Below are 23,912 nucleotides of genomic sequence, written 5' to 3'. Positions count from 1 at the left end.
GGTCTCGATGTCTTGATACGCTTCGCTACTCGACCAACCAAGAGGCCTACCCACCCGCAAACGGCGGCAACACATCCACTTGCGCGCCTTCGGCGAGCGCCCCCGAGTCGGTCCGTACCCCGTCAACGAGCAGCGAACACTGCGCGAGCACCCCGGCAAACTCCCTCCCGAAGCGCGTGGAAAGCTCCTCGCGCAACTCGGCGATGCTCGCTGCCGCACTCGAAGTCTCTTCGGTACCGGCAGCTGCCGCCGCCGCCGCAAACAATCGGATGCGGTGGGTCACTTGCCGCGCTCCTGCCACGCGGCGACGAGTTCGCGCAGGCGCGCATCCCCGGCTGCGGCCGAGTCAATCGTGCCGCGGCCGAGCGCGAGACCGAGCAGGAACGAGGTGACCGGCGCGGCCGGGCGCACCACCCCGTGGGCGACGACGCCGGTGAGGCTGAGGAGTTCAGCGATTGGTACCTCCTCGGCCTCGAGTCCAAGCGCGGGGGCCGCGATCTCGACCCACTCGGCGAGGTGTTCGGGAAGTTCAGGCATCTCGGTTCATCCCTTCACGGTGCGGTGCTGGCAGCTGCGCGCCAGCCGCCTCAATGTCGGCCAGCGTATCGAAATCGGCCGTCACCTCCGCTGGCACCGACACTTCCTGCAGTCGCAGCGCGGCGAACACCTGTCGGAGCGAGTCTCCGGGCTGTACCTCAGCGAGTGCGGCACGCAGGGGCGCGACCCGGATGCGCGAGGCGAGCCACTGCATCCGGCCCTCGGCGACGAGCACGAGTCCGTCGCCGTTGAAATCGGTGCCTGCGTTATCGAGCGCGGCGACGACGAGCTCGGGATGCACGAAATCGCAGGAGAGCACGTCGACGAGCTCGGCGTCGGTGCCGAGCGCCCCGAGCCCCGCGGCGACGGCGAGCGCTGGTCCGCCGAAACGCGGTGATTCAGCGATGACTCGCGCGGTCGGTACCTCGGTGACCTCGCCGACGACGATACGTTCGAGCGCCGCGACTTCGGCGGCGAGCACGCGGTCAATGAGGCGCTCGCCGCCGAGTCGCACGCTCGCCTTGTCAACGCCGCCGAGCCTCGAGCCGCGACCGCCGGCGAGGATGATCGCCGCGCGTTGCATCACTAGCCCTCGGCTGAAACGTCGTTGCGGTGCCAATCACCGGAGCGGCCGCCGGTTTTCGCGATGAGTTCGATGCGCTCGATCGCGACCGACTTGTCGATGCCCTTGACCATATCGACGACCGAGAGCGCGGCGATTGAGACCGCGGTGAGCGCTTCCATTTCAACACCGGTGCGGTCGGCGGTGCGCACCGTCGCGCGTAGTTCGACGCCGCCCTCGACGAGCTCAACATCGACGACCGCGCCGTGCACACCAATGACGTGCGCGAGTGGCAGCAGTTCGGCGCACTTCTTCGCACCGGCGATGCCGGCGATGCGCGCGAGCGCGAACACATCACCCTTGGGCACAGCGCCGTCGGCGAGTGCGGCGACGACCTCACGGCCGCAGCGTACGAAGCCCCGAGCCGTGGCTGAGCGCACTGTCGGCTGCTTTTCGGTGACATCGACCATGCGCACGCGGCCGGCGTCGTCGAGGTGGGTGAACTGGGTCATCGTGATGGCTCCTGGGTCGTGATGTGTGGGGCAAGTGCCGGGATGCCGCCGTCGAGCACGCGTGCATCGGCGCCTGCCGCGCGGAGAAGTTCGGCGGCGTGGCGGGCGCGCGGGCCGAGGGCGCAGGCGACGACGAGCGGACGGTCGAGGGGGATGAGTTCGTCAAGGGTGCCGTCGGCGTTGGCGGCGGCGAGGTGCTCGAGTGAGGCACGCTGATAGTCGATGGCGTTGTCGACATCGAGCGCGGGTTGTGCGGCGGGGCGCACGTCAAGGATGAGTGTGCCGGGTGCGAGGTCAGCGAGGGTGGTGCGAGGGATAGAGGTTGTGGTCTCGATACGCCTTCGGCTACCGTTCGAGGGCCTCACGGCATCGCTCGACCAACCAGGGGAGGGGGCGTCGCTCGACCCACGAGGTGCGGGGGTGTCGCTCGATCGACCAGGTGCGGGGGAGTCGGCGGGGCTGAGGGGGAGGTCGCGCACGGTACCGCGGCGGGCATCCCAGATGCGTACGCGTCCGGCCATGACCGCATCGAGCCCGGCAGCAAGGCGCAACGCTTCGCCAGCCATCGCCGCACCGATCTCGGCACAGAGCGGTGCAAACACCCCCGCACTCGCACAATCACGCGCGGGCGCCGCGAGCTGCGCACTTCGCTCAGCCAAATCATCCAGCACGGCGCCGCCCGGCAAGAGTGTCGTGAGCATGCCGTCCCAGGCGAGCACCGACCCCCACACGAGCGGCACCCCCAGCTCACTGCACGCATCCGCGATGGCGTAGCGCGTCGGCCAATCATCGGTGGTGTCGAGCACGAGATCGGCGTGAGCAAGCGCATCCACGGCCGTCGCAGCATCGATGCGCATCGATTTACCAACCAGGTCAACGCCAGCAGCTGCCGCCCTGAGCGCGCCGATCGCCGCGTCGACCTTGGGCGTCCCAATGTCTGCCTCGGTGTAGAGCGTCTGCCGCGCGAGATTCGAGCGCTCGACGACATCGTCATCAATGATGGTGAGCTCGCCGACACCAGCCGAGGCGAGTACGCGCAACGCCGGGCAGCCGAGTCCACCGGCGCCGACGACCGCGATGCGCGCGCCTGTGGCCCGTGCTACCGCCGGCGCGCCATAGCCGAGCAGGCGCGCGTGGCGCAACTGGGCGCCGGGTACGGCGGAGTCGTCAACAGGCATGCGCTAACGCTACCTGGCGTGGGCGCGGGGCCCGGCGAGTCGCTCAGTCGCTGAGTTCGTGACGGGCGGCCGTGAGTAGGCGCAGCATCCCCTGCAATCGATGCTGGGCGGGGATGCGGGCAAGCATGTCCTGCTCGGGCGCCGACACGGCGAGTGCGGAACTGGAGAGGAACAGCTCGATCGAGCGCAGATCGACGGCACGGAAGTGCATCCGCGACAACGCCCGCGGGAACTTCGCTCGCAGCCAGGGTAGATCCTTCGACAACCGCAACGAGGCGACATGGCACGGACCCTGCTCGTTGACACTGTCGAGCCAGCAATTGAACGATTCGCGCACATCGTCGAGGGTGTGCATCCGCGCGGGCATTGGCTCGTAGTCGAGCGCGGCCAGGCGGTCGAGCAATTGCTGCGCGTTGAGCCGGTCGCGCGCCTCAGCGGTCATCTTGTCGGCCCAGTCAATTGACTCGGGCACGATGAGCGAGTTGAACGGCTCGCCAATCCGGTTCCAGTTCACATCGGTGGCCACTGCGGCGATCTCAACAAGGTCGTGTACCTGCGGATCTGGCCCGGTCTTCTCAAGCTCAAACCACACGATCGTGCGCACATCATCGAGCCGAATCATGACTTCACCAGCCCCTGCACGATCGCCTCGCGAGCCGTGGCATAGCGCGAAATGAGCTGCGTGACGCGGCCGAGCGATGGCTGTTCCGCGCTTGACACCGCGATCTCGAGACTTGCGCTGTGGTGCGGCATGGCGCGAAAGAGGAACCGGCGCACCGACTCAAATTCGATCCAATCGGGATGCAGGCGACGGGTCGCCTTGGGCAACTCGATCGCCAACCAATCCGAGACGAATCCCGCGCGCGCGGCCGCATAGCCGTCGACGCTGAGCTGGGACGGGTTACTCACCGTCTCGGCGATGTTCCAGCAGCGATCGAGATCGGCCGCATCCCAAATGAGCATGGGCATGCGTTCGTCGCAGTGCTCGTCGATGAGGGCGGCGATGCGTCGGTCGGCTTCGGCGACCGTCACTGCCTTGGCGGTGTCGCACTCGCGGTCGAGGCCGAGGCGGCGCAAGCGGTCAAACGCCGGTGTGCTCGCCCGCTCGCGCCAGCCCGGCGGCGGGGCAATCGCAAACTCGGTCGCGGGGGCCAGGGGCATCAGGTTGCCGTCAAGAATGGCGAACGCGATGGCAACGAGGTCGTCGTGCTTCGCATCGAGCCCGGTGGCGTCGATCACGACGAAGAGCAGTCGCTCAGCTGCGAGCGCAGTCATCACCACCACCTCCATCCGAGTGCCGGCATCAACGAGTTGATACTCGCACCGTACGCCCCGGCCCTTGAGGCTGGATGTGTGCAGGCTTAGCCAGCGTCAATTCTTTCGGGATGCGTGTAGATCGTGACGCGGTCGCCGCGGCTGAATCCCGCGAGGGTGATGCCGACCTCCTCGGCGAGATCAGCGGCGAGTGAGGAAGGCGCGCTCACCGCCGACATGATCGGAATGCCCGCGAGATGGCTCTTTTGCACGAGTTCGAACGAGGCTCGCCCCGAGACCTGCAGGATGGTGCGGCGCAGCGGGAGGCGGCCTTCGCGCAGGGCCCAGCCAATCACCTTGTCGACGGCATTGTGGCGGCCGACGTCTTCGCGGATGCAGAGGAGTTCTCCCTGCTCATCAAACAGGCCAGCGGCGTGGAGGCCGCCGGTGCGTTCGAAGAGGTCCTGCGATTCGCGCAGGCGGTCAGGCAGTGCGAGGAGTGTCGCGGCCGGGATGCGGAAATCCTCGTCGGCGGGCGGGAAATGTGATTGGCGGCGCACTTCATCGATGCTCGTGGTGCCGCAGACGCCGCAGGCCGAGGTGGTGACGACGCGGCGCTCGCTGATGGCGTCGGGTGCGAGGCCGAGGATGGCGGCGTCAATGACGTTGTAGGTGTTGGTGCCATCGACGATGGCGCCGCCGCAGTAGCGCATATTGGCGAGCAGCTCGGGGAGGGTGACGAATCCCTCGCTCACGAGGTTCCCGGCGACGAGGTCGAAATCGTCGCCCGGAGTGCGCATCGTGACCGCCAGGGGTTTGCCATTGACACGGATCTCGAGCGGCTCCTCGCCCGCGAGGGTTTCGCGACGACGCGTGACTGAGCCATCGGCGCGAATGACGCTTGCGGGGCGGCGCTGGGTGACTCGGTTCATGAAGGGAAGTCTAGGTGGGGTGGTTCAGCGGGGTGATTTCGCTACGCGCTACGCGCTACTCAACCAACCAACAACTCGGCCAGCCAAGCGCTTGGGCCGTCGAATAGCGAAGCGTATCGAGACGCCCGCCGCGCCTACCGCACCGTCACACCCGCAAGCCGCGCACGCAGCTCATCCGCCGCCAGCAGGCCACCAAAGATCGGCCCGCTTGGTTCGAACGCTCGACCCGCAGCCAGCGAATCAAACGGTACAGCCGCGAAGCCAAGACGCTCGACGAACTCGGTAACTGCCGCCACCGCATCCGCGTCATCACCAGCAACACCGAGCCCGACCGGCGTCTCGCGGCGCGCAATCACGGCCGGGTCGAGGTCGCGGTAGCCCACGTGGTTGAAGGTTTTCACGACGTGTGCGCCGGCAAAGTGCTCGGCGACGACCTCACTTGATGAGAGTTCAGTGTCGTCGAAGTCGGCGAGGTTGCCGTCGGTGCCGCTCCAATAGTTCATGGCATCCACGACGACCTTGCCGCGCAGGAGTTCGGGCGACACCGCCCGGAACTTCGGCAGTGGCACCGCCACGACGATGAGGTCAGCGGCCGCCACCTCTTCAGGTGAGGCGGCAATCGCGCCGGGCGCGACGAAGTCGAGCAGCATCTGCTGGGTCACCGGGTCTTGGGTGCCGGTGATGAATACCGTGTCGCCCTTTGCCATTGCGGCGCGCGCGATGGCGGTGCCGACGCGGCCGGGGCCGAAGATCCCGATGGTGCGTGGTTGCTGCTCAGTCATGTCTATGTCAACGCATAGACAGTCAAGTTATTCCAGGGTCGCGTTTCGTCTCGCTCACGTATACGGGCGCTCGAGGTGGATATACCTCGAGCGCCCGTATACGTGACGAAAAAGTCAACGCGGCGCGAGCAACTGGTGCTGAGCCAGCTCTCGATAGAGCGGCGTCGTCTCCAACAACTCAGCGTGCGTGCCGCGGCCAATCACCCGACCGTGTTCCATCACCACAATTTCGTCGGCATCAATCACCGTCGACAGGCGGTGCGCGATCATCACCATCGACCGGCCCTGCGCCACCCGCTCAATCGACTCGCGCATGAGCGCCTCATTGCGGCCATCGAGCGCCGAGGTCGATTCATCAAGCAAGAGCACCGGGGGTGCGGCCAAGAGCGTCCGAGCAATCGCAAGACGCTGCTGCTCACCACCCGAGAGCCGCACACCCGCTTCGCCAACTTCAGCGTCGAGCCCCTGGGTCGAGCGATCGAGCACGCTCCCGAGGTTGACGGCGCGGAGTACCTCCACGCACTCGTCATCTGATGCATCCGGGCGGCCGAGCTGCAGATTGTCACGAATGGTGCCGGCGAGCGTCGGCGCATTCTGCTGCACATAGCCGAGTTGCGCCCGCAGTTGCGCGCGCGAGATTGACCGCAGGTCGACACCACCGAGCGAAATCGACCCCGAAGTCGGGTCGTAGAACCGCTCGATGAGCGCAAGGGTAGTCGACTTACCAGCCCCCGAGGGCCCAACGAGCGCGACCTTTGCGCCGCGCGGCACGGTAAACGACACCCTGTCGAGCACGAGCGGTGACTCAATCGGCTCGCTCTCGTCGATGCGCAGCAGCACATCGGCGGCAGATTTCGCGCGCCGCCCGGTGGTCGCGACGTAGCGATCAAAGCGACCGGATGCATCCTGCTTCGCACGAGCGGCACGCACGACCTGCTCGGGGTAGCGGAACGACACCTCACGGAATTCGAGGGCCGGAGCGTCGGGCATGGCGTCGACGTTTGCCGGGCCGACGAGCGTGACCCGCGGGCGGAACTCGTCATCGCGCGCCTCTTCGTCGGGGAGCGCCGCGATTTCTTCGATGCGTCCGAGCGCACCGAGGGCAGAGGCGATCGCCGAGATGGCACCGAACATGAGTGCGAGCGGCGCGATCATCATGAACAGGAACATGATGAACGACACGAGCGAGGCAATCGTGAGGTCGCCCGCGGCGACGCGCACGCCGCCGATGCCGAGGACGAGCACCATTGACAGCTGCATCGCGAGCGTCGAGACCGGCACCATGACCGCCGAGATGGCGGCGATGTCGAGGCCGCGGCGATAGGCGCCCACCGCGTCGTCGACGACCCGTTCTTGTTCGCGTTCGACCGCGCCGGTTGCGCGCAGTGTGCGCATTGACGAGATCGCGCGCTCGGTGGCGGCGGTGAGTTCGCCAACCTTCTGTTGTGCTGCCGCCGATGCGGCCATGACCTTGCGCGAAAGCAACAACACCACTGCGAGCGAGACCGAGATGCAGGCGAAGGTGATGAGGAAGAGCACCCAGTCGAGCCAGAGCATTGCGATGACCGCGCCGATAAAGGTGAGCGCGCCACCAATCGCTTCGATGAGTCCCTGCGTGAGCACGGCGCGCAGGAGGGTGGTGTCGCTTCCGACGCGGCTGACGAGGTCGCCGGTGCGGCGGGCATCAAACTCGCTGATCGGCAGGTGGAAGAGCTTGCGGATGAGGTTGCGACGGGCGTCGAGCACGATCGTTTCGCCCATGCGTTGCAAGAGAAAGTGCTGCAGGCCGCTGAGGATCGCATCGCCGACGACGACAGCAACGAGTGCCCAGACGATCCAGCCCTCGAGCGAGCCGCCTTCGACCTGCGTGATCAGCAGGCCCATGAGCACCGGCTGCGCGAGCGAGAACGCGCTGCCGATGACTGAGATGCCGATGATGAGCGACATCATTGGCTTGTCGCGGAAGAGGTAGGGCCACAGCTGCTTGAGTGACGCGCGCGGCGTGCCGTCGGCGTTGCGGTCGCGTGAGGTGCGCCCGCGGCGGCTCGGCTTTGCGGCGGTGGCGGCGGATGCAGTGGGCTCGGTGGCGGTGTCGGTCACTTGAGCTTTCCGTACTTCTTGTGGGCGGCCTGGCGCGTGACTCCGAGGTGGTAGGCGATCGCCTGCCAGGAGTAGCCGGCAAGTTGGGCTTGGCGTACGGCGGCAGAGAGCTCGCGTTCGATGGCGCGCTGTTGCTCGACGAGTTCGAGGATGCGTCGGAGCGACTTATCGGGTTGGTCTTCGTTGGTTGCCGTGTTCGTCACGTGTCAATCTTGGTTGACAGTCGCGAGCTTGTCAACTTAGCTTGACGAGCCGCGCCGCCTTGATCGCGGTTCGAGTTGCGCAATCATGGTGCGCTGCGTGAGTGGCCACACCCACACCGGGTCGCCAAACTTCGGCAGATCGGCCTGATCGATGCGCACTTCCACCGAGCGCGGCTCCGAAAACTTGAGGTGTTCCCCCATCCACGTCGACACCGAGTTGATAGCGCGCGGCACCGTTCTCGCCATAGTCGATATTGAAGCCGGTGACCGTGCCGTGACGCGGCTCACCCAAGTTGCCGCGCTGCAGCACGAGATACGCCGCGCGCCGCTCCGGCTGGAGCGTGAGCTTGCGGATGCAGATGGCTGCGACGACGAGACCGGCAACGGCAATTGCGCCGGGAACCGAGATCGCACGCCAGAACCCATCGCCGAGGCGTTCGAAGTCGCGCAATTGTGCCGAATAGCTGGTGATGATTTCGGAGAGCCCGTAGGCCAGCGCACCGAGGGCGATGAGGAGGAGCAGAATCCAGCCGATGGGCGTGGCATTCGGCGGGAGGAACAGGCTTGCGCTGCGGGGAGGCGTGTCCGCGCGATCATCGTGGTCGACAACTCGGGCTGGACCGATCGTGCGCCCCGACGGAAAACCGACTGGATAATCGCTATTGAGTTCAGCCACGTGACCTGCCCTTTGCCTTGAATGATCGCGGTTCGAGCTGCGCGATGTAATAGTCATCGGCGACCGGCCACACGCAGGCGAGATCGCCCATAACGGGCAGATCCGTTTGCGCGACCCGCACGTTGTAGTGACGCGGTTGGCGGAAAAGTAGCCGTTGACCATCCACGTCAATGAGGATCCAATAGCTCACGATGTCTTCGTCGACATTCGAGACGCTGCGCACGACACTGCCGATGCTCGGCTCGCCAAGAGCACCACGCTCAATCGCAAGATAGGCGCGTCGCAGTGCCGGGCGATGGATGAGCGCCCGGAGCGTGTGCGCAGCCACAATGAGCGCGGCGATGGCGACGACAAAGATCCCGATGGTGTTCAGGGTGTGATCGGGCGGCACGACTTCGAGCCGTGGCCGCTCGACGATGAGCGAAATTCCGTGCCAGAGCGCCCAGCCGGCGCCGCCGAGGGCAACGAGTAGGAGCACGAGCCCCGGAATCATGGTGGCGCGCGGCGGCATAAAGTCGGCCGCATCCTTCGGCGGCTCATCGACACGAGCGAGGTGGCTCACAATGCGAGCGATCCCGTCAGGCCGACGCCGTGCCATCTCGCTCAATTCGCCACTCACAGCTGAAGCCTCCCACTCGCATATGAACGAGGGGAGGCTTCAGTAGTTCGGGTGCGCTCGGGCACTCGAAGCGTCGCGGTGATTACATCGCCACGGCGAGGATGATGTTGAGGAGGGTGAGGCCACCAATCGCCCACATGACGCCGGCCGACACGCGCTCCTTCTTGCGGTTGATGAGCGCGAGCACGACGATCGCGATGAGCACGGCAAGCTTGATGCCGATCTTCATATGGTTGATCTCGACATCGGTCGCGAGTTCGAGGTAGGTGACCAGACCCAGGCCCGTCACGAGCATCGTCCAGGCACCGTGCATCATGCCCGGGAGGATGCGGGCGTTGCCCGCCGAAATCGACTTGATCTGCGAGAACCAGACACCGAGCAGGGCGGCGATGCCGACGAAGTGGAGGATGAGCAGGATAGTACGCAGGATTTCCATGTCGCTCATCCTATGTGCCGCTGAAAACCGGCTCACCGCTCCGGTCTCGTCCAAACGGACGAGATGTTATTGGGTGAGTAGTCGGTATCGCTCAGCATAGAACTCGGATGCACTGAGTTCGCCCGCGTGCACCTGGCCGACGAGCGCTTCGGTCGCCGCCCGCACATTACGGCGGGAGCCGAAACCATCGATGCGATCGAGCTGGCCGATGGTGAAACCGTCGGGCAGGCGCCAGATTGAGACCCGGTCACCGACCTGGGGGAGTTGCTCGGCGCCGAAGCGGTGGTGGGCACGTTGCGGGCTGAGTAAGAGCAACGCCTCGGCGCCCACTTCGACGCCCGCCCAGTACGCGGTGATCTGACCCTCGCTGTCAGACGACCCGGTTTCGACGACGACGCCGTAGGCGGTGGGGCGAGTGCGCATGAGTTGCGGGAAGCCGTGGCGCAGCTGGCTCTCGTCATAGGCGCGCGCCCGGGCGTCGCGGACAAGCACCGGGATGGAGATGAGCGCGATGATGATGGCTGCGGCGAGGGCGACCCAGGTCCAGAGCCACGCCTCGACGAAGAGGCGCACGCTGACGACGCCGATCGTGAGCGCAACGAGCATCGCGCCAATCTGGAACCAGGCGGGGCGCGAGGCGCCAATGAACGGCTCCACCGAGTCGGGCAGGTGATCGGCTGATTCGCGCGGTGCCACAACGCGCAGCATGCCGGTTGAGTATTTGCGAGCGGTGCGCGCGTCGCCAGGGAACTCGCTAGGTTGTGGCTTCGTGGGCCGTTGCGGTGCGGGTGCTTGCGGTGCCGAGGTCGCGGCTGCGGCCGGCACAAACAACTGTGCGGGCGCAGCACCGTCGCCCGCCACTTGGGCGAAGAGCGTCCCATCATCGAGTCGCCACAGGCACACCTGATCACCGACCGAAGGCAATACTTCCTGCCCGCGCCCGACCGCACCGGGCGGATTTACGAGCACCGCATCCTGATACTCGGCCGATACGAGCACCGAATAGCGCAGCACCTGGCGACGCGAGCGGTACTGTCGCACCTCGGTGATCGTTGTCATCGTCGGCCGCCACGGCTGCTGCTGGAGCTGCGCGAACGAACGTGCGCGTTGCATCCGGCGCCCGCGCGTACCCCAGCGCCAGAGGTGCCGCACCGAGAGCCAAGCGAACCAGAGCGCGATGAATGCCGGCAACACCGCGAGCCACTCGAGGCCAATGCCCGGGGCCTGCGCGGCCAAGAACTGCCAAACCCAGGCGGTGAGCCAGGCGAACCCAACCGCGATGGCGACGAGTACTGGCGCGACGAGCGCATAGGCGAGCGTTGCGGAGGGCGGCGGAACCACCGCATCCGGGTCAATTGACACGATATCGGCGCGTTCATCGCGACCGATGACCCGGATGAACCCGGCGGCAGTGAGTTCGGCCTCGCGAAGTGAGTGCGGCAGTCGCGATGATTCTGAACGCATGACGGGCCCCTCGGTTAGCTCGATTGGTCGCCGAACAGATGCCCCATCCGCTCGGCTTTAACCCGAAGGTAGTCATCGTTGATGACGTTTCGGCCAACTTCGAGTGGCACCCGCGCGGTAACTCGGATGCCATGCTCCTCAAGCGACTGCGATTTCAGCGGGTTGTTGGTGAGCAGGCGCACCTCGGCAACGCCGAGATCATCGAGGATCTTCGCCGCGCCAATAAAGTCGCGCGCGTCAGCCGGGAGGCCCAGCGCGAGATTCGCATCGACCGTGTCGAGACCGTCTTCTTGTAGGCGGTAGGCGCGCAACTTATTGAGCAGCCCAATGCCGCGACCCTCGTGACCGCGGAGGTAAAGCACCGCGCCGCCCTCGGCCTGAATGATGTTGAGCGCCGCATCGAGCTGCGGGCCGCACTCGCACTTCATCGAGCCAAATGCTTCACCGGTGAGGCACTCGGAGTGGACGCGCACGAGCATCCCGTCGCGTGGCACACCCGAGCAGATCGCGAGGTGCACATCGCCCGTGACCGTGTCGGTGTAGGCACGAAAGCGGAAGTCGCCGTGGTTCGTCGGAATGGTCGTTTCGACCTCGAACCGGATGCGGGGTTCGGCCGCGGAACTCGCCGTCTCGCTCATGATCGGTTCTCCACTCTTCTTGTGCTCAGGTGCAAATTGGTGCCGGTCACTGACCGGTTAGGCGTCGCTGCAGGCCGCGGGCGCGGTAGCCGATGCCCCAGGCGGCCACGCGCCAGAGGGCTTCGAGCACGATCGCGCGCGACATCTTCGAGATGCCCTTGGTGCGCTCGATGAAGCGAATGGGCACTTCAACGACCTTGTGGCCGGTGCGCTCGAATAGCCACGCCATCTCGATTTGGAAGCAGTAGCCGGCCGAGCCCACGCCACTGAGGTCAACGCCGCGAAGTGCGCTTGCGCGGTAGCCGCGGTAGCCAGCGGTGATATCGCGGATGTTCGACTTCAGCCACCAGCGGGCGTAGATGGAGGCACCGCGCGAGAGGAGCTCCCGCGAACGCGGCCAGTTCTCAGTGCCGCCACCAGGCACCCAGCGCGAGCCGAGCACGAGGTCAGCTCCCGCATCCAGTGCTTCGAGCACCGCCGGGAGCCGATCGGCCGGATGCGAACCATCGGCATCGAACTCGAGCAGGTACGTGTAGCCGCGCTCGTGCCCGAGCTCGAAGCCCTGCAGATAGGCAGTCGCGAGCCCCTGCTTGCCCTCGCGGTGCAGCACCGTGACGCGGCCATTGGTCGCAGCGATCTCGTCGGCGATGGTGCCGGTGCCGTCGGGGGAGCCGTCGTCGACAATGAGAATATCGATGCGCGTGGATGCAGCGAGCACCTTGCTCACGATTGTCGCGATGTTCTCGCGCTCGTTATAGGTGGGGATGACCACGAGGGCATCGCGGACATTGCCATCGTGCCCCGGCAACGCGTGCCGACCACTCGGATTCACGCTCAGACCGCCGTCGGGAAGCCGATGCGCTCGTGGACGAGCTTGAGCGTGGCCTCGGCGCGCTCGTTCGCACGGTCGGCGCCGTCACGCAGGAGGCGCGTGAGTTCGGTGCGGTCATCGAGGAGCTCTGCGGTGCGCTCACGGATGGGCGCAAAGGTGCCCTCGACGACCTCGGCGAGGCCCTTCTTGAGGTCGCCATAGCCGCGGCCCGAGTACTCAGCTTCGATATCGGCAATCGAGCGGCCCGAGAGCACCGAGTAGATCGTGAGGAGGTTCGAGACGCCGGGCTTCGCATCCTTGTCGTAGCGAATCTCGCCATCGGCGTCGGTGACCGCGCGCATGATCTTTTTCTGCGTCACCTTCGGGGCATCAAGGATGGAGAGGAGACCCGCGTCGGTCGCGGCCGACTTCGACATCTTCGCGGTGGGGTCTTGCAGGTCGTAGATCTTTGCGCTCGACGGCGGGATGTAGCCCTCGGGCACGACAAAGGTGTCGCCGTAGCGCGAGTTGAACCGTTCAGCGAGATCGCGGGTGAGTTCGATGTGCTGGCGCTGGTCTTCGCCGACGGGCACCTGCTCGGTCTGGAAGAGGAGGATGTCGGCAGCCATGAGCACCGGGTAGGTGAACAAGCCCACGGTGGTGGCGTCGGCACCGAAGCGCTGCGACTTGTCCTTGAACTGCGTCATGCGCCCGGCTTCGCCGAAGCCGGTCATAGTGCCGAGGATCCAGGCGAGCTGGGCGTGGGCAGGCACATCGGACTGCACGTAGAGGATCGACTTTGCCGGGTCGATGCCGGCCGCGATGTACTGCGCGGCGGTGCCGAGGGTGCGCTCGCGCAGCTGCTCGGGCTCGAACTTCGAGGTGATCGCGTGCTGGTTGACGACGCAGAAGATGGCGTCGGCTTCATCCTGCAATTTCAGCCAGTTCGTCAGGGCTCCGACGTAGTTGCCGAGGTGGAGTGATTCCGACGACGGCTGCATACCGGAGTAGATGACGGGCTGTGACATGGGGGTGCACTATTCCTGACTTGAGACGAGGATGATCCTCACCATGCTAGTCGGCGTGCGTGGCGCGTGGTCTCGATCACCTCCGCTGCGCTCCGGCACTCGACCACCCAGCGATTCTGGTTGGTCGAGTAGCGCGAAGCACCCCCCCTTGGTTGGTCGAGTAGCCGAAGGCGTATCGAGACCCCCGCCCCTACAGCACGTAATCCGCCACCACCGGAGCATGGTCGCTCCAGCGCTGGTCATACGCCGCCGCGCGATCGACCACATAGTTCGTCGCCTTTGCCGCCAGCGTCGGCGTCGCCGCGTGGTAGTCAATGCGCCAACCCGTGTCGTTGTCGAACGCATTGCCGCGCCACGACCACCACGTGTACGGGCCATCAACCTCGCCAGCCTGCGCGCGCCCCACATCGACCCATCCGAGTCCCGTGCCGCCCGATGCATCCACGGCCTCAATGGGCGCCTCGAACTCGCCATAGAGCCGGTCGAAGTAACCACGCTCGCGCGGCAAGAATCCCGCACGCTTGACGTTGCCCTTCCAATTCTTGATGTCGAGCGTCGTGTGGCCGACATTGAAGTCGCCAAGCACAACGACGTGCTCGTGCTCAGCGCGCAGTTCCTGCATCCGCACGGCCATGGCGTCGAGGAACTTCCACTTCTCTTCCTGCTTCGGGGTATCGACCTCACCCGAGTGCACGTAGCAGCTCACGACCGTGAGCGGTGTGCCGTCGATGTCGAAGTCGGCCTCGATCCAGCGGCCCGCCGAGTCGAAGTCGTCGGCACCGAGGGCGGTGCGGGTCGCAAGAATCGGTCGGTGCGAGGCGACCGCGACGCCGGCGCGACCGGCGGCCGTCGCCTCATCGAGCACAACGTTCCAGTTCGAAGGGCCGGCTTCGTCGAGGAGTGCATCCACCTGGGCGCGGCTCGCGCGCACTTCTTGCAACGCGAGGATGTCGATGCCGCGCGGTTCGAGCCAGGTTGGCATGCCCTTGCGATATGCGGCACGAATGCCGTTGACGTTGACGGTGGCAATGCGAAGGGCAGACATGCCGACGATTCTAGGTGGTGCGAGGTCGGTGGGGGATCTCGCTACGCTTCGCTACTCGATCACCCACAAAATGGGTGGTTGAGTAGGAGCGCAGCGACGGATCGAAACCCCGCGCCCTACCGCTCCTGCTCATCCTTATCGTGGGCCTGGCCGCTCCCAAACGAACCCGCCTCATTCGACTTCGTCTTGCGGCCCTCGCGCTTCGTGCGCTTGCTCAACCCCTCAACATCGTGGCGACCCTGTTCATCGAAGCCAAGTCGCTCACGCCGCTCCTCAAGCTCGAGCCGCTGTTGCTGCGCCACGATCGACTCGTACTGGCGACGCAAACGTCCCCGACGCCAGCGCGGGGTCTGCTCAAATTCATCCAGTACTCGGATGCTCTCGACCGCGAGCCGTTCCTTCCGCGCCTCGCGCTCGGTCGCGCGAGCGATCTCATCGGCCTCGTCGGCAGTGAGCAGGCGCGGCGATACGTGGTGATCATCCATCGACACCTTCACCCACGAGGCGGTGAGCAGCAGCACCATGCACGCAAAGTTGAAGAAAACGAGCACACCGAGAAGGGCCGCGAAGGTCGCGAGCAGGGGGTTCGACGAGGCGCCGCCGAGTAGGAGCGACCCGGCCTGCTTGAGCACCTGGGTGGCGATGCCGCCGACGAGTGCACCCGACCACAAGAACCGCTTCGGGATGCGAATCTGACACATCACCCGCAGCACGAGCGCGAAGACCACCGCATCGAAGAGCACACCGATGACGATCGAACCGCCGCGGATGAGGAACTGCAGGCCGCCGCCGAGGTCGATCGCGAGGAAGTCGCGCACCGCCCAAGCGATGAGGCCGGAACTTGCCGCCGTGATCATCGCCGAGAGCATGAGCGTGAAGCCGAACAAGCCCACGATCGCCACATCGCGCAGCTTCATGAGCACGATGTTCGTCTCGGCCTTCGGCGGCAGATCAAACACGGCGCGCACCGAGACGCGGGCGCCGTTCAAGAAGTTGAGCGCAGTCCACAGGGTGGAGGCGAGCGCGATGATGCCCGCAATCGTGAACGAGGCGCTCATGTTCATCAGCGTGTCGGCGCTGATTACGCCACCGTCGCCGATGAGGCCCGGCACCGAATCGGCGAGGAACTCGATAATCAGCTCGACCAGGTCGGGGCGGTTTGCGAGCACGATGCCAGCGATCGAGAAGAAAACCCAGATCGCGGCGAAGAACGAGAAGAGCGCCGCATAGGCCATGCCGCCAGCGAGCAGGCCTCCGCGCGATTCATTCCAGTGCTGCACGACGCGCAGCGGCCGGGTTGATCTCAGCCAGACGCCGTAGCCCTTCGCACGATCGACGAGCGTCGCATCCTTGTCGAACTTTGGCAGCGGCAGAAATGCCGGGATGCGTTCAGGCACGTCGGGATCTTGTCGGCGGGTACCAAATGGGGGAGTCGCTGTCGTCTCGGCCACACAGTCAGCGTACGTGAGTTGAGATTTAGGCTTGATCAACTACGCGTTCAACTTGCAGACGGGAGCCCAACGGTGGAACTTCATGGACACGGTGTAGGTACTCGAACCGCGATCGGTCGCGCCGTGCGCATGCCGCATCCCTTGCCGGAACCGGCCGATAGTGCCTTCACCGGCGACGTTGCGGCGGAGCAACAGCGGGCCGCGGAAGCGTTCGATGCGGTGCGCGCCGAACTCGCCGAACGTTCGGCCGCGGCCGAGGGTTCGTTGCGCGATGTGCTCGAGGCGCAGTCGATGATGGCCTCTGACCCGTCGATCTCAACGCTCGTGAACGATGCCGTCGCCGGCGGCAAGACCGCCGAGCGCGCGGTGTTCGAGTCGTTCGCGCAGTACGCCGAGCTCCTCAAGAGCATGGGCGGCTACATGGCCGAGCGCGCCACCGACCTCGGTGACGTGTCGCAGCGCATCCGGGCTCGAATTGCCGGGGTGCCGACGCCCGAGGTGCCCGTGCGAGACGAGCCGTTCATCCTGGTTGCCGTCGACTTGGCACCTGCCGACACCTCGAAGCTCGACCTCGACCGCGTGCTCGCGTTCGTGACTCGCGATGGCTCACCGAAGGCGCACACCGGCATCATTGCTGCCGAGAAGGGGCTGCCAGCGGTCGTCGCGGTCGCCGGAGCCGACGACATCGAAGAGGGCGCAATGCTCGTGGTGGATGCGGCGGCTGGCGTCGTGATCGTCGACCCGTCTGAGGCACAGATTGCGGATGCACAGGCTGCGATCGAGCGTCAGCAGGCGATTGCCTCGGCGCCGGCCGAGCCAGGAGTGCTTGCTGATGGCACGGCCGTGCAGATTCTCGCGAACGTCGGCAAGCCGGCGGACGCGGCACGAGCGGTTGAGCTTGGCGCTGAGGGTGTGGGCTTGTTCCGCACTGAGTTCTTGTTCTTGGACCGCGATGTGGCGCCGAGCTACGAGCAGCAGCTTGCTGACTATGTCGAGATGATGACACCGTTTGCCGGCAAGAAGGTTGTCGCGCGCGTGCTCGACGCCGGTGCCGATAAGCCGCTGCCGTTCTTGAACGACGCGATCGAAGCGAACCCCGCGCTCGGCATGCGCGGTATCCGCATCCTGAAGGTGCGTGAGCAGCTGTTGCGGGACCAGCTCACGGCACTTCGGGATGCTGCCGCGCAGACGGGTGCGAAGCTCTGGGTGATGGCACCGATGATTTCTGAGGCGTCGGAGTCGGTGTACTTCACCGAGCTGGCGCGCGAGATCGGGGTTGAAGTTGCCGGTTCGATGATCGAGGTGCCCTCGGCGGCGTTGCTCTGTGAGCAGGTGCTCGAGTCGAGCGACTTCGTGTCGGTGGGCACGAACGACCTCACGCAGTACACGCTTGCGGCCGACCGCGTGCTCGGTACGGTCGCGTCGTTCCAGGACCCGTGGCATCCGTCGGTGCTGCGCCTGCTCAAGCTCATCGGAGATGCCGGCGAAGCGACCGGCAAGCCCGTGGGCGTGTGTGGCGAGGCGGCCGCTGACCCGCAGCTCGCGATCGTGCTCGTGGGACTTGGCGTGCGCTCGCTATCGATGGCACCGCCGGCGTTCGCGGAGGTGCGGGTGGCGCTGAAGTCGGTGACGCTCGAGCAGGCTCGGGCCGCCGCGAAGCGTGCTCTCGCCGCCCACCACGGCGCCGAGGCTCGCGAGCTCGCCTTCCCGGCGTAGGCCGGATGCGCGGCGCGCCGTGTGTGCGCGCCCGCCTGCGCGCTCCCGCCTGCGCCGCCTCCGCATCCCACTAATACGCGCGTTCCCGCCTAATACGCCCGCTGCAGCGCGCGTATTAGGCGGGAACGCGCGTATTAGTCGTAGTGTCGCGTCACTGCCCTCGGTAGAGCGTCGTGCTCCGGGGCGAGCCGCCGTCGCCAGGGCGACTGACGTCGCTGGAACTTGCCCGAGAATCCGCGCCAGTCACGCATCCAGCCCTCTAGCGTCAATGTCATGACTCAACAGATTCGCCGTGTCGGTCAGCACGCCGCACTCTTCGCGGCCATTCGCCAGGAATTGTTCTCAGATCATCTCGATGAACGGCTCGGTGACTACCGCTTCGATGTCGATCTGCTTGACGGTGTGATGGTGTTCTCCTCGGATCGTGGCGCCGTCACAGCGCACGTCGAATTCGTCGCGTCAATCGCGGTCGATCCGGCGACGATGCTCTGGGGCTGGGCGCCGCTGTTCGGCGAGCGAGTGAAGCCCGACTCTGCAGTGCACCAGTTTCGCGCGTTCGGTGAGCTACACCGACTAGCGGAGTTCACGAATGATGAAGTTCCGTACGAACTGGGATCAATGGACTCCAAGGAACGAATCGCGGCACTTTCGCACGATGTGGGCGCGGCCGCGGTCGAGGTGCTCGGACCGGCCTGGCGCTACTACTCGATGCCGTCCGGCTCCGCGGGATCACGCGGCGTTGTGGCGCTTACCGGCTGGTCTGAGGCCATGCCCGAACCCACAATGATCGATGTGTTCACCAAGCTTCCGCGGTTGCTTTCGGATGTGGATGATGTCGCGTGGTCGCTCGAGGGTCTCGCGAACCTGATGCCCGGCTGGCGCTTCGAGCGGCGACCGGATGCAGGCCCGGGCGCCCCGGTCTGGCGCCTCACCGACGCCGAGGGCCAGTGGTTCGAACTCACCACCGAGTTCGACAACCTCGGCCGCCTCACCTCCGTGAAAGCGAACGGCCTCCACCGCGGCGACTCGCCCGCCGCCTGACACGCATCCTCGCCGCTAATACGCGCGTTCCCGACTAATACGCCCGCTCCAGCGCGCGTATTAGTCGGGAACGCGCGTACTAGCGCGGACACTTCCGTCTCAACGCCCGCTCGGGTGCCATTCGTGCCACTCGGGGTCATCAGGGGTAAGGATGCGGCTCCGTGGCGCGGGGAGCGCCGCGCCCCGTGCGAGGGCTGCTTGGATGCGATCGGCAAAACCACGCTGGTGGCCGCGCATGAGCGCGAATCCCCAGCGCACGACGACCCAACCGTCGAACTCAATGTTCTGGTGCCGGTTCTTCTCATCGCTGATGGTCTGTTCCGGGGACTTTCCATATGCGCCGGTGTACTTCGTTAGCCCATCAACTTCACCTATGACTCCCTGATCGCGCCAGAGAAAGTCACCTCGGCCGAGCAAGAGGCCGGTTGCGCCTAGCAGTTTCGGCTGCAGCTCTGGCAACGGCATACCGAGCTGAATGAGGCGGGCGAAACTGTATGACTCGAGATACGACTCACGAAAGGGATTTGCGTGCTCGGTCACCAACGCACGCCGCGCCGAAGCACGACCGCCTACCGGAAGATCGTCCGCTGACATTCCAGCGCGGAGTGCGGCATCGGCGATTGCGAGTGCATCGGGAAAATGATCGGTGCCCGCGAGATCGAAGACGGTTCGTGCGAGTGAGGTGCACGGAACTCCATCGATCAGGACCACCTCGTGCGGTTGAAGATTGGCCTTGCGAGCGAGGGTTGGACGTCCCGCGACGTTGGAACAGGTACCTGACCGAATGACACGAACCTGTGTGAGAAGGCTGACATGTACTGGAAGTCCGTGCATCACTGCCGCGCTCCAGTCACTAATGACAGTGGAGGGCCCGAGTTCGCGGGCAGTTGCCACGACCAGGGCGCGATGTTGCGATGCGGGCGGGAGCTGCTCGATTGGCCCGCCGTAGGCACCGCGACGAATTTTGGCGAGCTCGCCGCGACTGACTGAAGTACGGAGCGACCGATCTGAGAACCCCTGTCGGTTGGCGTCGGCGCGACCAGTTGAGCGGTACTTATTCATGGATGCATGAGACCGCACACGCACGCATCCTGGATGAACGCAGGCTACTCCTGTGGATGCATCCGGTATCGCGGGCCTGTGCACAGATTCTGCGGGTGCCGCTACTTCGTGACGGCTATCGGTTGCCTCGCCTGCTGGCTAATACGCGCGCTTCCGCCTAATACGCTCGCTGCAGCGCGCGTATTAGGCGGAAGCGCGCGTATTAGCGCGAGCGCGCGCCTTGTGCGCGCCGCAAGACAAAAGAGTGGGCCGTATCCCGAAGGATGCGGCCCACTCTTGACGTGCGGACGTGCGGACTAGCGGCCGCCGCGCAGAACTGCCTGCTTGACCTCGGCGATCGCCTTGGTCACCTCGATGCCACGAGGGCAGGCCTCGGTGCAGTTGAAGGTGGTGCGGCAGCGCCACACGCCTTCCTTGTCGTTGAGGATGTCGAGGCGGGTCGTGGCTTCCTCGTCACGCGAGTCGAAGATGAAGCGGTGCGCGTTCACGATCGCTGCCGGGCCGAAGTACTGGCCGTCGGTCCAGAACACCGGGCACGAGGTGGTGCACGCAGCGCAGAGGATGCACTTGGTCGTGTCATCGAAGATGTCACGGTCAGCGATCGACTGGATGCGCTCCTTCTCGGGCTTGTCCGAGGCGATGAGGAACGGCTTGACTTCCTTGTAGGCCTCGAAGAACGGGTCCATGTCGACGATGAGGTCGCGCTCGAGGGGGAGGCCCTTGATCGGCTCAACGTAGACCGGCTTCGTGCGGTCGAGGTCCTTGATCAGCGTCTTGCAGGCGAGGCGGTTGCGGCCGTTGATGCGCATGGCATCCGAGCCGCAAATGCCGTGTGCACACGAGCGACGGAAGGCGAGGCTCGAGTCCTGTTCCCACTTGATGTGGTGAAGGGCGTCAAGGATGCGGCTGGTCGAGTACATCGGCACGGTGTAGACGTCCCAGTACGGCTCCGAGTCGGTCTCGGGGTTGTACCGGCGCACGTGCACCTCAATGTCGAAGGGCTTCTCTGGCTCTTCCGGCTTGGCTTCGACCACTGCGGTTTCAGTCATTGCTATGTCTCCCTTCGATTCCTAGTACTTACGTTCCTGCGGCACGTAGTGCGTCATGCGCACCGACTTCTTGTCGAGCGTGATGTGGTCCGACGGGTCGGCCGAGCGGCGGTCACCGGTGAGGTACGCCATGGTGTGGTGCATCCAGTTCTCGTCATCACGGTTCGGGAAGTCATCACGCATGTGACCACCGCGCGATTCCTGGCGGTTGCGCGCGCAATAGGTGACGACCTCGGCAAGGTCGAGCAGGAAGCCGAGCTCGATCGCTTCGAGGAGTTCGGTGTTGAAGCGGTGGCCCTTGTCGGCAACGTTGATGTTGCGGTAGCGCTCACGCAGCTCGTGGATGGCCTTAGTCGCCTCTTCGAGGGTCTCTTCGGTGCGGAACACCTGGACATTGCGGTCCATGGTCTCCTGGAGTTCCTTGCGGATCTCTGCCACCGACTCGGTGCCCTCGGCCTTACGCAGGTTGGCGACGAGGGTACGCACGAACTCGTCAGCGTCGTCGGGCAGCGGCACGTAGTCAGCTGACTGCGCGTACTTCACGGCCGAGCGGCCGGCACGCTTACCGAAGACGTTGATGTCGAGGAGCGAGTTGGTGCCGAGACGGTTCGAACCGTGCACCGACACGCAGGCGCACTCACCGGCGGCAAACAGACCAGGCACGACGTCGTCGTTGTTGCGGAGCACCTCGGCGTCGTTGTTCGTCGGGATGCCACCCATGGCGTAGTGCGCGGTGGGGTAGACCGGCACCGGCTCGACCACGGGGTCGACGCCAAGGTAGGTGCGAGCGAACTCGGTGATGTCGGGGAGCTTCGTTTCGAGCACCTCGGCACCGAGGTGGGTGCAGTCGAGGTAGACGTAGTCCTTGTGGGGGCCAGCGCCGCGGCCGTCGAGCACTTCCTGCACCATCGAACGCGCGACGATGTCACGCGGGGCGAGATCCTTAATGGTCGGTGCGTAGCGCTCCATGAAGCGCTCACCCGAGTCATTACGCAGGATTGCACCTTCACCGCGAGCACCCTCGGTGAGGAGGATGCCGAGGCCGGCAAGACCGGTGGGGTGGAACTGGTAGAACTCCATGTCCTCAAGCGGCAGGCCGTTGCGCCAGATGATGCCGACGCCGTCGCCGGTGAGGGTGTGGGCGTTCGAGGTGGTCTTGAAGACCTTGCCGAAGCCACCGGTTGCGAAGACGATCGACTTGCCCTGGAACACGTGCAGGTCGCCGGTCTTGAGCTCGTAGGCGATGACCGCCGACGGACGTCGCTCGCCGTCAACCTCGGTGAAGGCAACGTCGAGGGCGTAGTACTCGTTGAAGAAGCGGATGTCGTGCTTGACGCAGTTCTGGTAGAGCGTCTGCAGAATCATGTGACCGGTGCGGTCGGCCGCGTAGCAGGCACGACGCACGGGAGCCTTGCCGTGGTCACGGGTGTGACCACCGAAGCGACGCTGGTCGATCTTGCCCTCGGGCGTGCGGTTGAACGGCAGACCCATGTTCTCGAGGTCGAGCACCGCCTCGATGGCTTCCTTCGCGAGGATCTCAGCCGAGTCCTGGTCAACGAGGTAGTCGCCACCCTTGACGGTGTCGTAGGTGTGCCACTCCCAGTTGTCCTCTTCGACGTTGGCGAGCGCCGCGGCCATGCCGCCCTGGGCCGCACCGGTGTGCGAACGGGTGGGGTAGAGCTTGGTCACCACGTCGATGACGGCACCGGTGCCGGCCTGCTCGGCCGCCTCGATTGCCGCACGCATGCCCGCGCCACCGGCGCCGACAATGACAATTTCGTTGCGGTGATAGTGGATCGTGACGCCGTCAACGACCTTCGTCTCATCCTTGAGCTGTTCAGCAGCCATGTTGTTTCTGTTCTTCCTTACGATTCCTGTGGCGATCGACCGGGGCCGGCCAACTACACGCAGATGCTTGCCGAGCCGGGGCCCGCGATGCAGGGCTCGACCGCGAAGGCGATGAGCACGATGAGGCCGAGGATGATCTCGACCGCGCAAGCGATCCAGAGCGTCACCGTGAGGGCCTTGCGGGGACCGGGCTTGTAGACGTAGTCGTTGACGAGCGTGCGCATGCCATTGGTGCCGTGGATCAGGGCAAGCACGAGCAGGAGGCCGTCCCAGATGAGCCAGAACGGCACCGAGAACTTGTTCTCGACGACGAAGGCGAAGCCAATCTGGCTCACACCGTCACCGGCGATGAGGTTCGAGTAGAGGTGCACGAACACGAGGATGACGAGCAGCACGCCCGACACCCGCATGTACTGCCAGCCGATGCGCTCCCAGTTGGTGCCGGGCTTGCGCTCCGACATCGGGGTGCGGGGATATTCGACAGTTTCGATAGTCATTTCGAGTCTCCCTTAGCCCTAGTGCGAGAACACGTTCTGGAGGTGGACGATGGCGAACGGCACCATGACCGCGACGCACAGGACGATGACGCCCCAGAACAGGCCGCGCTGGATGCGGGTACCACCGGGCAGGAAGTCCACCAGGATGATGCGGATGCCGTTGAAGGCGTGGTACACAATCGCCGCGACGAGGCCGAGCTCGCCGAGACCCATGATCGGCGTCTTGTAGGCGCCGATGACCGTGTCATATACCTCGGGGCTCACGAGCAGCAGCGCGCTGTCGAGCACGTGCACGAGGAGGAAGAAAAAGATTGCGACACCGGTAATGCGGTGAAGCACCCACGACCACATTCCTTCGTTTCCGCGGTAGAGACGGCCAGCAATGGCGTTCTTCTTTGCGGTGCTCGGAGGCGGGGTGGGGGTGCCGGTCTGAACAGCTGACACGGAACTACCCTTCTGTGTTGGTTTGCC

Annotated in this window: 26 protein-coding genes and 1 pseudogene; 2 read left to right on the top strand and 25 right to left on the bottom strand. The window is 65.2% G+C overall.

The window, feature by feature from the left end; genetic code table 11:
• Positions 1–46 precede the first annotated feature (46 nt).
• The 20 genes and pseudogenes from EG850_RS07490 to EG850_RS07395 all read right to left on the bottom strand — a co-directional run bounded on the left by EG850_RS07490 (position 47) and on the right by EG850_RS07395 (position 16,228).
• Entirely contained in the window at positions 47–283 is a 237-nt protein-coding gene (locus EG850_RS07490) for a MoaD/ThiS family protein (RefSeq protein ID WP_124972112.1), read from the bottom strand.
• On the bottom strand, positions 280–537 hold the full coding sequence (locus tag EG850_RS07485; RefSeq protein ID WP_124972110.1) for a DUF6457 domain-containing protein: 258 nt from the start codon (positions 535–537) through the stop codon (positions 280–282). Before EG850_RS07485 ends, EG850_RS07490 begins: the two co-directional genes overlap by 4 nt.
• Positions 530–1,120 carry a molybdenum cofactor guanylyltransferase gene (gene mobA, locus EG850_RS07480; RefSeq protein WP_235829247.1) on the bottom strand — a complete coding sequence of 197 codons (591 nt, stop codon included), beginning with the start codon at positions 1,118–1,120 and terminating at the stop codon, positions 530–532. Before mobA ends, EG850_RS07485 begins: the two co-directional genes overlap by 8 nt.
• A 2-nt stretch (positions 1,121–1,122) precedes the next feature.
• Positions 1,123–1,611 carry a cyclic pyranopterin monophosphate synthase MoaC gene (gene moaC / locus EG850_RS07475; RefSeq protein ID WP_124972106.1) on the bottom strand — a complete coding sequence of 163 codons (489 nt, stop codon included), beginning with the start codon at positions 1,609–1,611 and terminating at the stop codon, positions 1,123–1,125.
• On the bottom strand, positions 1,608–2,789 hold the full coding sequence (locus EG850_RS07470; RefSeq protein ID WP_124972104.1) for a HesA/MoeB/ThiF family protein: 1,182 nt from the start codon (positions 2,787–2,789) through the stop codon (positions 1,608–1,610). The genes moaC and EG850_RS07470 overlap by 4 nt, the downstream gene beginning before the upstream one ends.
• A gap of 43 nt (positions 2,790–2,832) precedes the next feature.
• On the bottom strand, positions 2,833–3,411 hold the full coding sequence (locus EG850_RS07465; RefSeq protein WP_124972102.1) for an exonuclease domain-containing protein: 579 nt from the start codon (positions 3,409–3,411) through the stop codon (positions 2,833–2,835).
• Positions 3,408–4,064: a 3'-5' exonuclease family protein gene (locus tag EG850_RS07460; RefSeq protein ID WP_124972100.1), complete on the bottom strand. Its 657-nt coding sequence runs from the start codon at positions 4,062–4,064 to the stop codon at positions 3,408–3,410. Before EG850_RS07460 ends, EG850_RS07465 begins: the two co-directional genes overlap by 4 nt.
• 86 nt (positions 4,065–4,150) lie before the next feature.
• Entirely contained in the window at positions 4,151–4,975 is an 825-nt protein-coding gene (gene fdhD / locus EG850_RS07455; protein WP_124972098.1) for a formate dehydrogenase accessory sulfurtransferase FdhD, read from the bottom strand.
• Between the two features lie 134 nt (positions 4,976–5,109).
• On the bottom strand, positions 5,110–5,757 hold the full coding sequence (locus tag EG850_RS07450; RefSeq protein ID WP_124972096.1) for an NADPH-dependent F420 reductase: 648 nt from the start codon (positions 5,755–5,757) through the stop codon (positions 5,110–5,112).
• A gap of 114 nt (positions 5,758–5,871) precedes the next feature.
• The gene (locus tag EG850_RS07445; RefSeq protein ID WP_124972094.1) at positions 5,872–7,857 is read right to left on the bottom strand and encodes an ABC transporter ATP-binding protein; all 1,986 of its coding nucleotides are present in this window, start codon (positions 7,855–7,857) and stop codon (positions 5,872–5,874) included.
• On the bottom strand, positions 7,854–8,060 hold the full coding sequence (locus tag EG850_RS07440) for a hypothetical protein (RefSeq protein WP_124972092.1): 207 nt from the start codon (positions 8,058–8,060) through the stop codon (positions 7,854–7,856). The genes EG850_RS07445 and EG850_RS07440 overlap by 4 nt, the downstream gene beginning before the upstream one ends.
• Before the next feature lie 31 nt (positions 8,061–8,091).
• A complete protein-coding gene (locus EG850_RS07435) occupies positions 8,092–8,736 on the bottom strand; it encodes a hypothetical protein (RefSeq protein WP_124972090.1) in 645 nt (214 codons plus the stop codon).
• Positions 8,729–9,298: a hypothetical protein gene (locus EG850_RS07430; RefSeq protein WP_214609532.1), complete on the bottom strand. Its 570-nt coding sequence runs from the start codon at positions 9,296–9,298 to the stop codon at positions 8,729–8,731. Before EG850_RS07430 ends, EG850_RS07435 begins: the two co-directional genes overlap by 8 nt.
• 139 nt (positions 9,299–9,437) lie before the next feature.
• The gene (locus EG850_RS07425; protein WP_124972086.1) at positions 9,438–9,791 is read right to left on the bottom strand and encodes a hypothetical protein; all 354 of its coding nucleotides are present in this window, start codon (positions 9,789–9,791) and stop codon (positions 9,438–9,440) included.
• 66 nt (positions 9,792–9,857) lie between these two features.
• Entirely contained in the window at positions 9,858–11,255 is a 1,398-nt protein-coding gene (locus tag EG850_RS07420; protein WP_124972084.1) for a hypothetical protein, read from the bottom strand.
• Between the two features lie 14 nt (positions 11,256–11,269).
• Positions 11,270–11,860: pseudogene (ribA, locus tag EG850_RS07415) on the bottom strand (GTP cyclohydrolase II); the annotation flags it as partial.
• A gap of 79 nt (positions 11,861–11,939) precedes the next feature.
• The gene (locus EG850_RS07410; RefSeq protein WP_235829243.1) at positions 11,940–12,725 is read right to left on the bottom strand and encodes a polyprenol monophosphomannose synthase; all 786 of its coding nucleotides are present in this window, start codon (positions 12,723–12,725) and stop codon (positions 11,940–11,942) included.
• Between the two features lie 2 nt (positions 12,726–12,727).
• The gene (trpS, locus tag EG850_RS07405; protein ID WP_124972080.1) at positions 12,728–13,732 is read right to left on the bottom strand and encodes a tryptophan--tRNA ligase; all 1,005 of its coding nucleotides are present in this window, start codon (positions 13,730–13,732) and stop codon (positions 12,728–12,730) included.
• A gap of 190 nt (positions 13,733–13,922) precedes the next feature.
• The gene (locus tag EG850_RS07400) at positions 13,923–14,777 is read right to left on the bottom strand and encodes an exodeoxyribonuclease III (protein WP_124972078.1); all 855 of its coding nucleotides are present in this window, start codon (positions 14,775–14,777) and stop codon (positions 13,923–13,925) included.
• Between the two features lie 116 nt (positions 14,778–14,893).
• Positions 14,894–16,228 (bottom strand): YihY/virulence factor BrkB family protein, encoded by a 1,335-nt coding sequence (locus EG850_RS07395; protein ID WP_124972076.1) that lies wholly within the window; start codon positions 16,226–16,228, stop codon positions 14,894–14,896.
• Positions 16,229–16,300: 72 nt separating this feature from the next.
• On the opposite strand from EG850_RS07395, the gene ptsP reads away from it, so the two are divergent.
• Both ptsP and EG850_RS07385 read left to right on the top strand, forming a co-directional pair.
• On the top strand, positions 16,301–17,944 hold the full coding sequence (ptsP, locus tag EG850_RS07390) for a phosphoenolpyruvate--protein phosphotransferase (RefSeq protein ID WP_124972074.1): 1,644 nt from the start codon (positions 16,301–16,303) through the stop codon (positions 17,942–17,944).
• Between the two features lie 273 nt (positions 17,945–18,217).
• Entirely contained in the window at positions 18,218–18,985 is a 768-nt protein-coding gene (locus EG850_RS07385) for a DUF6882 domain-containing protein (protein ID WP_124972072.1), read from the top strand.
• Positions 18,986–19,084: 99 nt separating this feature from the next.
• On the opposite strand, the gene EG850_RS07380 is transcribed toward EG850_RS07385, so the two are convergent.
• The 5 genes from EG850_RS07380 to sdhC all read right to left on the bottom strand — a co-directional run bounded on the left by EG850_RS07380 (position 19,085) and on the right by sdhC (position 23,885).
• Complete coding sequence (locus EG850_RS07380; RefSeq protein WP_124972070.1) at positions 19,085–19,525, bottom strand: hypothetical protein; 441 nt, start codon at positions 19,523–19,525, stop codon at positions 19,085–19,087.
• 818 nt (positions 19,526–20,343) lie between these two features.
• Entirely contained in the window at positions 20,344–21,096 is a 753-nt protein-coding gene (locus EG850_RS07375) for a succinate dehydrogenase iron-sulfur subunit (protein WP_124972068.1), read from the bottom strand.
• A 21-nt stretch (positions 21,097–21,117) separates the two neighbouring features.
• Positions 21,118–22,944 (bottom strand): succinate dehydrogenase flavoprotein subunit, encoded by a 1,827-nt coding sequence (gene sdhA / locus EG850_RS07370; RefSeq protein ID WP_124972066.1) that lies wholly within the window; start codon positions 22,942–22,944, stop codon positions 21,118–21,120.
• Positions 22,945–22,997: 53 nt separating this feature from the next.
• The gene (locus EG850_RS07365) at positions 22,998–23,441 is read right to left on the bottom strand and encodes a succinate dehydrogenase hydrophobic membrane anchor subunit (protein ID WP_124972064.1); all 444 of its coding nucleotides are present in this window, start codon (positions 23,439–23,441) and stop codon (positions 22,998–23,000) included.
• Positions 23,442–23,459: 18 nt separating this feature from the next.
• On the bottom strand, positions 23,460–23,885 hold the full coding sequence (gene sdhC / locus EG850_RS13540; protein ID WP_407920585.1) for a succinate dehydrogenase, cytochrome b556 subunit: 426 nt from the start codon (positions 23,883–23,885) through the stop codon (positions 23,460–23,462).
• Positions 23,886–23,912: the final 27 nt, after the last annotated feature.

This window comes from Gulosibacter macacae (assembly GCF_003865375.1).
GTDB lineage: Bacteria > Actinomycetota > Actinomycetes > Actinomycetales > Microbacteriaceae > Gulosibacter > Gulosibacter macacae.
Note: the sequence above shows the minus strand (reverse complement) of the source record. Positions and strands in the feature narration are given on the sequence as shown.